12 protein-coding genes and 1 pseudogene are annotated in these 12,505 nt (G+C 61.2%); 8 read left to right on the forward strand and 5 right to left on the reverse strand.

Annotation, left to right across the window (positions count from 1 at the left end):
* Positions 1–152: 152 nt before the first annotated feature.
* Both PMI28_RS13525 and PMI28_RS13520 read right to left on the reverse strand, forming a co-directional pair.
* Positions 153–1,661, reverse strand: a complete 1,509-nt coding sequence (locus PMI28_RS13525) for a sigma-54-dependent transcriptional regulator (RefSeq protein ID WP_007987345.1) — start codon at positions 1,659–1,661, stop codon at positions 153–155.
* A gap of 69 nt (positions 1,662–1,730) precedes the next feature.
* Complete coding sequence (locus PMI28_RS13520; protein ID WP_007987347.1) at positions 1,731–2,645, reverse strand: LysR family transcriptional regulator; 915 nt, start codon at positions 2,643–2,645, stop codon at positions 1,731–1,733.
* A 151-nt stretch (positions 2,646–2,796) separates the two neighbouring features.
* Between PMI28_RS13520 and speB the strand changes: the two genes are divergently transcribed.
* The 5 genes from speB (at position 2,797) to PMI28_RS13495 (ending at position 9,505) form a co-directional block, all read left to right on the forward strand.
* On the forward strand, positions 2,797–3,798 hold the full coding sequence (speB, locus tag PMI28_RS13515; protein WP_007987348.1) for an agmatinase: 1,002 nt from the start codon (positions 2,797–2,799) through the stop codon (positions 3,796–3,798).
* Between the two features lie 53 nt (positions 3,799–3,851).
* Positions 3,852–5,363 (forward strand): aldehyde dehydrogenase family protein, encoded by a 1,512-nt coding sequence (locus PMI28_RS13510; protein ID WP_007987350.1) that lies wholly within the window; start codon positions 3,852–3,854, stop codon positions 5,361–5,363.
* Between the two features lie 208 nt (positions 5,364–5,571).
* Positions 5,572–7,146, forward strand: coding sequence for a purine-cytosine permease family protein (locus tag PMI28_RS13505; protein WP_007987352.1), 1,575 nt, complete (start codon positions 5,572–5,574; stop codon positions 7,144–7,146).
* A gap of 2 nt (positions 7,147–7,148) precedes the next feature.
* The gene (betA, locus tag PMI28_RS13500; RefSeq protein WP_007987354.1) at positions 7,149–8,837 is read left to right on the forward strand and encodes a choline dehydrogenase; all 1,689 of its coding nucleotides are present in this window, start codon (positions 7,149–7,151) and stop codon (positions 8,835–8,837) included.
* 209 nt (positions 8,838–9,046) lie between these two features.
* Positions 9,047–9,505 carry a GNAT family N-acetyltransferase gene (locus PMI28_RS13495; protein WP_007987356.1) on the forward strand — a complete coding sequence of 153 codons (459 nt, stop codon included), beginning with the start codon at positions 9,047–9,049 and terminating at the stop codon, positions 9,503–9,505.
* A 13-nt stretch (positions 9,506–9,518) separates the two neighbouring features.
* Here PMI28_RS13495 and PMI28_RS13490 read toward each other — a convergent pair whose 3' ends face one another.
* Complete coding sequence (locus tag PMI28_RS13490; RefSeq protein WP_007987358.1) at positions 9,519–9,824, reverse strand: NIPSNAP family protein; 306 nt, start codon at positions 9,822–9,824, stop codon at positions 9,519–9,521.
* A 207-nt stretch (positions 9,825–10,031) separates the two neighbouring features.
* Here PMI28_RS13490 and PMI28_RS13485 point away from each other — a divergent pair, with 207 nt between their 5' ends.
* The 3 genes from PMI28_RS13485 to PMI28_RS13475 all read left to right on the forward strand — a co-directional run bounded on the left by PMI28_RS13485 (position 10,032) and on the right by PMI28_RS13475 (position 11,614).
* Positions 10,032–10,367 carry a hypothetical protein gene (locus PMI28_RS13485; RefSeq protein WP_007987360.1) on the forward strand — a complete coding sequence of 112 codons (336 nt, stop codon included), beginning with the start codon at positions 10,032–10,034 and terminating at the stop codon, positions 10,365–10,367.
* A 177-nt stretch (positions 10,368–10,544) separates the two neighbouring features.
* Positions 10,545–11,189 (forward strand): hypothetical protein, encoded by a 645-nt coding sequence (locus PMI28_RS13480; RefSeq protein WP_007987362.1) that lies wholly within the window; start codon positions 10,545–10,547, stop codon positions 11,187–11,189.
* Between the two features lie 83 nt (positions 11,190–11,272).
* The gene (locus PMI28_RS13475) at positions 11,273–11,614 is read left to right on the forward strand and encodes a hypothetical protein (RefSeq protein ID WP_007987364.1); all 342 of its coding nucleotides are present in this window, start codon (positions 11,273–11,275) and stop codon (positions 11,612–11,614) included.
* A 20-nt stretch (positions 11,615–11,634) separates the two neighbouring features.
* Here the strand turns inward: PMI28_RS13475 and PMI28_RS13470 are convergent, their stop codons facing one another.
* Both PMI28_RS13470 and PMI28_RS31575 read right to left on the reverse strand, forming a co-directional pair.
* Positions 11,635–12,291 (reverse strand): DUF2931 family protein, encoded by a 657-nt coding sequence (locus PMI28_RS13470; protein WP_007987367.1) that lies wholly within the window; start codon positions 12,289–12,291, stop codon positions 11,635–11,637.
* Between the two features lie 86 nt (positions 12,292–12,377).
* A pseudogene (locus PMI28_RS31575) lies at positions 12,378–12,505 on the reverse strand (DUF2931 family protein); the annotation flags it as partial.

The raw sequence follows: 12,505 nt of genomic DNA on the forward strand, positions 1-12,505 counted from the left end.
GTATCGATTTTCAGACAGGGAATCCGGCAACAACACTGATCCCCCTGTGGGAGCGGGCTTGCTCGCGAAGGCGCCCTGTCAGGCAACACTGATGGTGAATGACACACCGCTTTCGCGAGCAAGCCCGCTCCCACATTTTGACCGAGTCAGTCTTACGGTTTGTTGGGAATCCCGTACTTGCGCAAGCGAATGGCAATGGCGCTATGGGACGTCTGCAACCGCGCAGCGAGCAAGCGACTGGACGGGTAGCTGCGGTAGAGCTGTTCCAGCAGGTTCTTTTCAAAGTCGCCAACGGCCTCTTCCAGGCTGCCCACTTCACCGTCGTTTTGCCGCTCGACGGCGGTGCGGGCGATGTCAAGGTCGTCGATGTCCACCAGCGGGTTTTCGCAGATCGCCGCCGCGCGAAAGATCACGTTCTGCAATTGCCGCACATTGCCCGGCCAGCGGTTGCCGAGCAGGGCGCTGAAGGTGCTCGGCGCCAACCGACAAACCGGTCGCTGGATCTGCGCGCAGGCCTGTTGCATGAAGTGATTGGCCATCAGCAGGATGTCGTGACCGCGCTCGCGTAGCGGCGGTACTTGCAGGTTGAGCACGTTGAGGCGGTAGAACAGGTCTTCGCGAAAACGCCCTTCGGCGACCATTTTTTCCAGGTCGCGGTGGGTGGCGCTGAGTACCCGCACATTGACCCGGACCTCTTTGTCGCCACCGACCCGACGGAAGCAGCCATCGCTCAAAAAACGCAGCAACTTGGCTTGCAGATAGGGCGACATTTCACCCACTTCATCGAGGAACACCGTGCCCTGATCGGCCAGCTCCAGCAGGCCGAGCTTGCCGCCCCGTTGTGCGCCGGTGAAGGCGCCGGGGGCGTAGCCGAACAGCTCGCTTTCGGCCAGGCTCTCCGGCAGCGCCGCGCAGTTCAGGGCGAGGAACGGCGCATCGTGCCGTGGACTGATGGCGTGGCAGGCACGGGCCACCAGCTCTTTGCCGGTGCCGGTTTCACCCTGGATCAACAACGGCGCATCGAGGGCCGCTACACGCTGAGCACGGGCCTTGAGCGCACGGATCGGCGGCGATTCGCCGAGCAGCGCATCGAAGCCTTCGGCATGGTCGTGGTGCAGCGCCGACAGGCGTTCGCCGATGCGATTGGGTTGATACAGGGTGAGCAGGGCGCCGGCGTCGGTGATTGGCATCGCGTCGAGGAGCAAGGTCTGGCCGCCGAGGCTGACCTCGTGCATCGGCAGGCGGAAATGATGGGCGATCAGGGTGCGCTGCAAATCGGCATCGTCGAACAGTGCGGTCAGCGATTCACCGGCCGGTTCACGCCCGCAGAGGGCGATCAGCGCCGGGTTGGCCAGCAGCACATGGCCGCGATCATCCACCGCCAGCACCGGGTCGGAACTGGCTGCCAGCAACGCGTCCAGTTGCAGGCGCCGGCGTTGTCCCGGAAGGATGTCGACCATGGTCACCGCTTGCACGCCGTGCACGCCGAATAGCGCTTCGCGCAGCTCCTCCAGCACCTCGGTACCGAGGGTTGGCGCATCGATGTAGACGTTCGGCGGGACCATCTCCACGGCGTCCAGGTTGAAACTGCGTCCACCGAGCAGGGCCAGCACTTCCTGGGTGATTCCGACGCGGTCGATGAAGGTGACGTGGATGCGCATGACGGGCCTGCAAGGTTGGCGAACTGAAATCAGTATGCCCGGCAAAATTTCAATTTGGCGAGTGTCACCTCACGGCGTGCCGGTTTTACGGGCGCTGGCGGCCAGGTCCTCGAGGAACGCTTGGAGGATCGGCGGCGGTGCCGTACCGCGTCGGGTGATCACGTCGAACGGCGATTTCAGACGCAAGCTCGCGGGTGCCAGTTGATGCATCTCACCGCTCTTGACCCATTGGGCGGCAAAGTGCTCCGGCAGAAAACCCAGGTAGGCGCCGGAAATGATCAGGATCGCGGTGGCTTCGATGTTGTCCACGGTGGCGGCCGCCTTGCTGACGCCCAGGTGCTCGAGGTCGTATTGCTGCATGTAGCCACGCACGACGATCCGCCCGGCAGCGACTTCTTCGAGCAGCTCCTCACCTTCAGCCTGGCTGCCAAACAGCGGGTGGCGCCGCCCGCAATACAAACCCAGGGCTTCCTGGTACAGCGGCGATTGCAGCAGCCCCGGCACATGGATCGGGAAGTGCCCGATGGCCAGGTGCAGCCGGCCGTCGAGCACCCGTTCTTCGAGCTCCGCCGGAGTGCCGACGTACACGTTCAGGTGCACGTCATGGCCGCGGGAGACGAAGCGCTGGGTGGTGCGCGGAATGGGCGAATCCGGGTCGGTAATCGTGGTGTCGATGATCCCCAGGTTGAGCTTGCCGCTGATGTGCTGTTTGAGCACGTCGGCGTCCATGCAGAAATTTTCCACCGCCGACAGCAGGCGCTGGGTGGCTTCATGGATCGCCACGCCTTGCTCGGTCAGGCGAAAGCCGCTGCGCCCGCGCTGGCAGAGTTTGACCCCGAGGCGGGTTTCCAGGTGGGTCATCTGTTCGCTGATGGTTGACTGCCCGGCGTTCAACGCCGCCTGCGCGGCGGAGAAGCCGCCACACCGGACAATCGTGGCAAATACTCTGAGCAACTTCAGATCAACATCGTGCAGCTGAATCACCTGGAACCTCCCGCTTGTGGATGCATCGGTAATGCCGATATGAGTATCTGATGTTTAGCATTTTTTCCACGAAAACCTGCGCCCATAGTCTTTCCAACGGCGGTCGCCTTGCAGTCCGCCAGGCCGATAACAAGAAGTGGAGAGGCTAGAAATGTCGAACAACGGTTATGAATCCGGTCGTCTGAACCTGCCATTCGTGGGTCATTGCACCTTTGGCAAATCCCCGGTGTGCACCGATTGGGACGCGCTGGATGCCGACGTTGCGGTGCTTGGCGTGCCCAACGACATGGGCACCCAGTGGCGCTCCGGCGCACGCTTCGGACCACGCGGGATTCGCGAAGCATCGACGCTGTTTTCCTTCGGCCACGCCGGCGCCTACGACCACGAAGATGACGTGATGTACCTCACCGCATCGGACGTGCGCATGGTCGACGTCGGTGATGCCGACATCGTCCACACCGACATGGAAACCAGTAACAAGAACACCGAATACGCCGTACGCAAGATCCTCGATGCCGGCGTGATGCCGGTGGTGCTCGGCGGCGACCACTCGGTGCACGCGCCAGTGATCAAGGCCTTCGAAGGCCGCGGCCCGATCCACATCATTCACTTCGATGCGCACCTGGATTTCGTCGACGAACGCCACGGCGTGCGCTACGGCCACGGCAACCCGCTGCGTCGTGCTTCGGAAATGAACCACATTGTCGGCATGACCCAGATGGGCATCCGCAACGTGTCGTCGTCCAACCGCGACGACTACGAAGCGGCCCATGAAGCCGGCTCGAAAATTCTCTCGGTGCGTGATGTGCGTCGCCTTGGTGTCGAGGGCGTGCTGGCGCTGATCCCGCAGAACATCAACTACTACATCACCATCGACATCGACGGTTTCGACCCGTCCATCGCCCCCGGCACCGGCACCCCGAGCCACGGCGGCTTCCTCTACTACGAAGTGCTGGAAATCATCCAGGCCCTGGCCAAGCGCAGCAAGGGCAACATCGTCGGCATGGACTTGGTGGAAGTGGCGCCGGTGTACGACCCGACCGGCATGACCTCGATCCTCGCCGCGCAACTGCTGCTCAACAGCATCGGTTTCATCTTCCACGAGCGCGGCAAGGTGCGTGCGGCCGCCGAGAGCGAAGCCACTCCAGCCTGATATCGAAACCACAAAGCCCGGCAGGACCTGACTGCCGGGCAGAGAGAATAAAAATGGACACGATCGTCAAAAGTTACCTGCAAAAATTCGGCGTCAGCGAAGCCACCCAGACCTTCCTCAGCAAGGTCCAGAAAATGTTCATCGGCGGCGCCTGGGTCGAAGCCAGCGACGGCCAGACCTCCGATGTGATCGAGCCCTCGACCGAAGGCCTGATCACCCGCATTCCCATGGGTACTACCGACGACCTGGACCGCGCCGTGCAAGCCGCCCGCGCCCAGTTCGACGGCGGCGCCTGGCGTCAGGCCAAACCGGCCGAGCGCGAACGGATGATGCAACGCCTGGCCGACCTGATCGAACAGAACGCTGCCGAGCTGGCGGAAATCGAATCCATCGACATGGGCAAGTCCGTGGCCTTCGCCAAGGACGTGGACATCCAGGGCACCGTCGATACCCTGCGCTACTTCGCCGGCTGGGCCACCAAGCTGCACGGCCGTACTGTCGAACCTTCGTTGCCGGGCAATTACCTGGCCTATACCCGCAAGGAAGCGGTCGGCGTGGTCGGCGCCATCGTGCCGTGGAACTTCCCGTTGCAGACCATGGCCTGGAAACTCGGCGCGGCCCTGGCGACCGGTTGCACCGTGGTAGTCAAACCCGCCGAGCTGACCTCGTTGTCGGCCCTGCGTTTCGCTGAACTGGTGCAGGAAGCGGGCATCCCCGACGGCGTGATCAACATCGTCACCGGGCGCGGCAGCGTGGTCGGTGCGGCCATGGCCACCCACCCCGGCATCGACAAACTGACCTTCACCGGATCGACTCCGGTCGGTCAGACTGTCGGCCGCGCAGCGCTGGATGACATGAAGCGCCTGACCCTCGAACTCGGTGGTAAATCACCGGTCATCGTCTGCGCCGACGCCGACATCCCCGCCGCCGCCCAAGCGGTCGCCAATGGCGTGTTTTTCAACTCCGGGCAGGTATGCGACGCCGGTACACGGGCCTATATTCATAGCAGTGTCTACGACGAATTCCTGCGTGAGCTGATCGCCTACACACGCACCCTGAAAATGGCCCCGGGCCTGGACCCGGACTGCTTCATCGGCCCGCTGGTTTCGGCCCTGCAAAAGCAGCGTGTGACCGAGTACATCGAAACCGGCAAGGCCGAAGGCGCCGAACTGGTCTACGGCGGCCAACCGGTCGATGGCCCTGGCTTCTTCGTCGAGCCGACCATCTTCGCCAATTGCCGCAACGACATGCGCATTGTCCAGGAAGAGATCTTCGGCCCGGTGCTGGTCACCGCACCGTTCGACGATGAGGAAGAGGCACTGGCCCTGGCCAACGACTCGCCCTTTGGCCTGGCTGCCGCACTGTATTCCAACGACCTTGGCAAAGTGCACAGCCTGATCCCGCGCCTCAAGGCAGGTTCGGTCTACGTCAACGCCCACGGCACCCTCGATCCGTCGATGCCGTTCGGTGGCTACAAGCAGTCCGGATTCGGCAAGGACCTGGGCGCCGAGCAGCTCGATTACCTGCTCGAAACCAAGGCAGTGTGGATTACGCTGCCAGGCTGAAGCGCGCCCTGGCCTCCCTGTAGGAGCGAGCTCGCTCGCGATGGTCGCTAACGATAACGCTGGAAGCCTGATACCCCGCGGCGTTCCTGGCTTCATCGCGAGCAAGCTCGCTCCTACAGATTTTGGAACAGCAAGGACGCATTCGGGCGTTATTCCCCCGAAAGAACGCGGTTATCTCGTCATGATCTTCCAACAATAAGAGCCCATCATGAACACTAACGCCAAGTCCGCCCCGAGCGTGTCCAGCCTCGACGAAAAATCCGTCGTCGAGGGGCATTCGATTGACTTCATCCCCGAGAACGAGCGCACCGACAAACTGTCGAGCCAGGGCCCGTTCTGGTTTCTCGGCAATTTCACCTTCTTCACCATGACCATCGGCTTCGTCGGCCCGAGCGTCGGCTTGACCGCGCTGTGGACCACCCTGGCCGGCACGCTGGGCATCATGTTCGGCACGCTGTTCATGGCGTTCCATGGCTCGCAAGGCCCGCACCTTGGCTTGCCGCAGATGATCCAGTCCCGTGCGCAGTTCGGTTATCGCGGAGTGATCCTGGTGCTGTTGGCGACGCTGTTCGTGTTCGCCGGCTTCAATATCGTCAACCTGGTGTTGATGATGCAGGGGTTGCACACGCTGTTCGGGTTCAACCCCGCAGTGATCGCGGTGGCGGTGACCATCCCGGCCGCAGTGCTGGCGATTCTCGGTCACGACTGGATGCACCGCAGTTTCAAATGGGCTCTGTTCCTGTCGCTGCCGCTGTATGGCCTGGTGACCGTGGCGGTGTTGATGGGGTGGGTGCCGGACGCAGCCATGCCGGCGCTGGCAGCGGGCGAAGTGGCCCGTGAACCGCTGGGTTTCAACTGGACCGGTTTCATCGCGCAGTTTGCGGCGGCCGCCAGCTACAACATCGCCTACGCCCCGTACGTGTCGGACTACTCGCGCTATCTGCCGAAGAACACCTCCAGCGGCAAGCTGATCGCGGTGGTGTTTCTCGGGGCTTCGCTGTCCGGTGCGTGGATGATTTCCGTGGGCGGCTGGCTGGCCGATCACCTGCATTCCACTGACGTGCTGGTGGCCCTCGGGCAAGTCGGCAACACCGTGTCGCCGCTGGTGGGTACGGCGGTGGTAGTCGTCACTATCCTGGCGTTCCTGCCGGTGATCGCGATGAATATCTACAGCGCCAAACTGACCACGCTGACCTGTGTCGACTCGATCAAGCACATCGAGCCAACACGCAAGGCACGCATCCTGGCCATCGGCTTCGTGATCCTGCTGCAACTGGGCGTGGCCCTGAGCATCCAGAGTTCGGGCAAAGGCCTGTCGGTGCTGGGGATCTACCTGGTGGTGATGCTGTACTTCCTGGTGCCCTGGACCTCGGTCAACCTCACCGACTACTTCTTCGTGCGCAAGGGCCGCTACGCCATCCCGCACTTCTTCATGCCCCACGGCAACATTTATGGCAGCTGGGGACTGCGCGGGATCGCCGCGTATGCCATCGGTTTTATCTCGATGATCCCGTTCTTCTACATCTTCGACGGCGTTGAACAGCGCGAGGTGTATGTCGGCCCGCTCGCCAAGGCACTGGGCAGCATCGACATCGCCTGGCTGGTCGGGCTGATCGTCTCGGGGCTGGCGTACTACTGGCTGAGCCGCTCGATCGACCTCAAGCGTGAAGAAACGGTGATCCAGCACATCGAAAAAACCTCCCCGCAATACACCACCGGCGACACGCTGACCCACAAGCAGCAGCCCCTGCCGGTATTCACTGAATCGACGGTCGGGAGATGACCATGGCTACGCAAAAATACGACTACATCATCATTGGCGCAGGTTCGGCAGGTTGTGTGTTGGCCAACCGCCTGAGCGAAGACCCGGCCACCTCGGTGCTGGTCCTGGAATTCGGCGGCAGCGACAAGAGCGTAGTGATCCAGATGCCCAGTGCCTTCTCGATCCCGATGAACACCAAGAAGTACAACTGGCGCTACGAGACCGAGCCGGAAACTTACCTCAACGGCCGGCGGATTCACTGCCCACGGGGCAAGGTGCTGGGCGGTTCGTCGTCGATCAACGGCCTGGTGTACATCCGTGGCCACGCGCTGGATTTCGACGAGTGGGAATCCCTTGGGGCCGAAGGCTGGGGCTATCGCAACTGCCTGCCGTACTTCAAACGCGCCGAAAGCTACGAGTCGGGTGGTGACAGCTATCGCGGTCAGAGTGGGCCGCTGCACACCACCAACGGCAACCACATGAAAAACCCGCTGTACGGCGCCTGGGTCGAAGCCGGTGCCGAAGCGGGCTACATCAAGACCGAAGACTGCAACGGCTACATGCAGGAAGGTTTTGGTGCCATGCACATGACCGTCAAGAATGGCGTGCGCTGCTCCACGGCCAATGCCTACCTGCGCCCGGCCATGGGCCGTCCGAACCTGACGGTGATCACCCATGCGATGACCCGCCAGATCATCCTCGAAGGCAAGCGGGCGGTGGGGGTCATGTATGACCACGGTGGTCAGACCCACCAGGTGCGATGCAACCGCGAAGTGCTGATCTCGTCGGGCCCCATCGGTTCGCCGCACCTGCTGCAACGCTCGGGTATCGGCCCGGCGGAAGTCCTGCGCAAGGCCGGGATCGGCGTGCGCCATGACCTGCCGGGGGTAGGGGAGAACCTGCAGGATCACGCCGAGGTGTACATCCAGTTCGGCTGCAAGGAACCGGTGACCCTCAACAGCAAGATGGACCCGCTGAGCAAACTGATGATCGGTCTGCGCTGGCTGCTGTTCAAGGATGGCCTCGGTGCCACCAACCACTTCGAGGCCGGTGGTTTCATCCGCTCCGAGAAGGGCCTGCGCTGGCCGGACATCCAGTTCCACTTCCTGCCGGCAGCGATGCGCTACGACGGCAACAAGCCGATCAAGGGCCATGGTTTCATGGTGCTGACCGGGCCGAACAAACCGAAAAGCCGTGGTTATGTGCGGGTACGCTCGGCCGATCCGTACGAGCATCCGGAGATTCGCTTCAACTACCTGCAACGGGAAGAGGACCGCGAAGGCTTCCGTCGCTGCATTCGCCTGACCCGGGAAATCATCGGCCAGAAAGCCATGGACCGCTTCCGCGACGGCGAAATCGCCCCGGGCGCGCAGGTGACCAGCGATGAAGACCTCGACGCCTTCGTGCGTGACAACCTGGAAAGCACCTACCATCCGTGCGGTTCGTGCCGCATGGGCGAGGACGACATGGCGGTGGTCGATTCCGAATTGCGCGTACGCGGCATCGCCGGTCTGCGGGTGATCGATTCGTCGGTGTTCCCGACCGAGCCGAACGGCAACCTCAATGCGCCGACCATCATGCTCGCTGAACGGGCGTCCGACCTGGTGCGTGGCGTGAAGATGCTGCCGGCGTCGGATGTGCCGGTAGGGTTGGTCGAAGGTTGGGAAAGCAGTCAGCGCAGTTCGCTGCCGGGGCGTAACGTGCGGGTCTGACTGCAACCCGCAATCAATGTGCAAACCTAATGTGGGAGCGGGCTTGCTCGCGAAAGCGGTGGATCAGTCACATCAATGTTTAATGTGCTGCCGCCTTCGCGAGCAAGCCCGCTCCCACAGGGTTAACGGTGCTTTCAGGAAAATAGTGCGTCGTTGTTTCCTGGCCATTGCTAGTCTGTAAATCCTTGAGACCGCAATGGAGCACCCTCATGGCTATTCAGGCCCTGCGCGCCGACGCATCGCACATCGACCAGATCGCCCCTTTGTTTGACGCCTACCGGATGTTCTACAAGCAGCCGTCGAACCTTTCGCAATCGCGCGCCTTCATTGCCGAGCGCATCGCCCGGGATGAATCGGTGATTTTTCTTGCCCGGGACAGCGACGGGGAAAACCTCGGGTTCGTCCAGTTGTTCCCGACCTTTTCCTCCATCGACGCCCACCGCACCTGGTTGCTCGGTGATCTGTTCACCACACCCGCCGCCCGGGGCAAAGGCGTCGGCACACTGCTGATGAACACCGCCCGCGACTTTGCGCAGCTGGCCGGTGGCAAAGGCATGACCCTGGAAACCGCCACCGACAATGTCACCGCCCAGCGCCTGTATGAGTCCCTGGGTTGGGTGCGCGACCCCGGTTACTACACCTACTGCCTGGATCTGAAAAAAGACTGAGTCAGCGAGCCTTTCAGCCAAACACCGGCCGCATGAATGAACGCTCGTAGCTGAGGATGAATTTCCTCTCTTCGGCGTACTTGAATGCCGCGATGCAGTCCGGATCGCTCATCGATTGCTGCCGGTAATGTTCGTACGCCGCCAGGCTGGGGAAGGTGAACAGGGCCAGGGCGATGTTGTTGGCGCCCTCCGAAGGCAAAAAGTAGCCGTGGTGCTGGCCGCCGAATTTTTCTACCAGTGGAATCCACAACTTGCCGTAGTGCTCGAAGGCTTCGAGCTGGTAGGGGTCGAGTAGGTATTTCAGGTAGCAAGTGACCATGGTTTCTCTCCTTGATAAAGCGTCTGACTATCCGCTGATTGCAGCTGTCGCCACAGCACTGTATGCGCCATAGACCGGTAAATTTGCGCCAACTGAACCTTGTTTTTATGGTCAGCCTCAAGAGTGATGTCAATGAGGCATCATTTTGCTAGGATGCGCGCAGCCCGAGAATTGGATCCCGGGCGTTTTCCCCCCTGGAGTTGTTCAGTGAAATACCTCAGTAAAGTGGCTGCCGTTACCCTGTTCGGCCTGGTATTGGCCGGTTGCAACAGTGCCCCGATGAATACCCAGCATTACGACAGCAGCCAGTACACCGTGCTTGGCCACAGTGAAGCGAGCGCCACCGGCCTGTTGCTGTTTGGCGTCATCCCTATCCGTCAGAACAGTCGTTTTGTGCGCGCACAGGACGAGGCAATCAAGGCCAAAGGCGGCGATGCCATGATCAACACACAGGTGCAGGAACGCTGGTTCTGGGCGTGGGTCCTGACGGGTTACACCACCAAAATCTCCGGTGATGTGGTCAAGCTGAAGAACGTACAGTAAGCACACGAACCTACACCTGTGGCGAGGGAGCAAGCTCCCTCGCCACAAAGTGTTTGCCGCTGGTGCTGTCGCACTATCGGTTCAGTCAATAGTCACCATCAAGAATCGCAAGTTCTGTTTTTTGTGCAAAGGCGGAAAATCGCCTGCATTGAACACGCTGCTCAAGGAACCTGCGCGATGAAAATGTTGACCCGACTGGCTGTGATTGCCCTGTTGCTGGGCAGTGTTGCATCCACCGCATCGGCCTACGCCGAGGACACAAGCGCTTGCCACCTGTCGCCGATTATCGGCGCTCACAGCGGGTTGCAATACGGGCAGACGGTCGGGGTGCTCTACAGCGAAAACACCGTGGAAAACCAGCAATACCTCGAGCAATACCACTCGGTGGCCGTGAACGGTGCGAAGAACGCACTGGATGCGCGGATTCGCCAGGCGTTCGTCAACAGCTCCGATCCGCAATTGGCCATCGACTGGCTGATGAGTTCACTGCACAACACCTTTCTGTCCGTGACGGTCTACGACAACCTCGATGAGCTGGTACAGGCCCACCCGGACGTGGTGGTGATGCTCGATACCCACAACCAGTTGCTGACCCAGCGTAACGACCGGGTCGAAGCACGTTTCGCCGCGCGGTTCTACGACGCCAATCTGCAATACATCGGCAAGGCCGAAGGCGCGGTGGAGAAACAACTGCCGTCGGTGTGGGTGCATGACAAAGCCGCGCCCGAGATCGCCGCGCAAATCGAACAGCAACGCGACCTGCAACTGACCGCGCTGAAACAGTTCGATGCGTCGTTGAAGGCGCTGGTAACGGCCGGCTGAAACAACAGCAAGTTAACCAACCCCGTCGCCCATTGAACGGCGGGCACTCAATCAACCGTGGATTGCTTGACAGGACCTGACTCATGCGCGCTTCCCTTGCCCCCGCCATGGCCTTCGCCTCGCTGCTGCTGGCCGGTTGTGCCGGCACGCCGAACGACCCGACGCTGACCTTGCAGACGTCGAAGTCACCCGAGGAATACACCCATTGCGTGGTGCCGAAGTTGCAGCACGAAGCGCTCAACCCCACCGTATCGCAGACCCAGCGCAGCTACCGCATCGTCGTCCCGAGCAAGGTGGCGGCGGACAATGTGATGGAAACCTACAAGGCTTCGAACGGCGGCAAGGTGTTCCTGTACGAACGCAAGCTGCTGGCGTCGACCTTTGTGCCATCGAGTTTCGAGCGTGCGGCGCAGGAATGTTTGTAGGCTAATGACGATTGAGGTTGTCACCAACTGCCATAGGGAATGCCGAAGCGCTCGATGTAGCGTTGGGAGGAGTCTTTGATCTTCCATGCGTACCGGCCCTCGTTTTTTCCAAGATATGGACCCAGTGGCTCGACATTGACTTGCCCGCGGTCGACTTTGTGGGCGCGGAAGCAGTCGTCCCAGACCCAGACCTGAATGATGCCACCCGGCGCCAGTCCCAGATTCAGGGCGGCACTTGGGTTGGCGGTGAACTGGGGTGTTTCGTGGCAACGCTGGGCTGTCGAGTTGCGCATGATGTCGCGGGTCGATTCGGAGATATCGATCCAGCCGGCGTAGGTCTGGCGTTCCACTATCGATTGCCAGCGCACAAAGAGGCGTTTGGGCAGGTCGGCGCCCGTGACGGGCATGCCGGCGCCACCCACACCTACCCAGCCGCGAGCATTTTCGGTGCCATTCTCATTATCACTGCGGGCTGCTGCGCCCGCCGCGATATGGTGAAGTACCCGTCCCTTTATGTCCTCGACAGCCGAGGTCTCGACCAAGACCGTCATGTGGGCGGGTTCGGTGAAACCGATGTACCACCAGGATGTTCTGTAATCATTTTTGGCGGAAAGCGGATCGCCGGACTGGCACGCGCTTATCGCCAACGTTGCCAGTAGTGCAATGAGGGTTTTCATGGTGACAGCGTCCATTCCGGAACATGAGGGTGGTGCACCCGCACGGCGTCCGCGGTGGGGACATGGATGAAAACCAAGACTCCTGATTACCAACTGCCATAGGGGATGCCGAAGCGTTCGATGTAACGTTGGGAAGAGTCTTTTATCTTGCCGTAGAAGCCGTTGTACTTGCCTTGGTCGGGCCCCAAGGGTTCGATGCCAACTTGCCCGCGGT

Source organism: Pseudomonas sp. GM48 (assembly GCF_000282335.1).
Lineage (GTDB): Bacteria > Pseudomonadota > Gammaproteobacteria > Pseudomonadales > Pseudomonadaceae > Aquipseudomonas.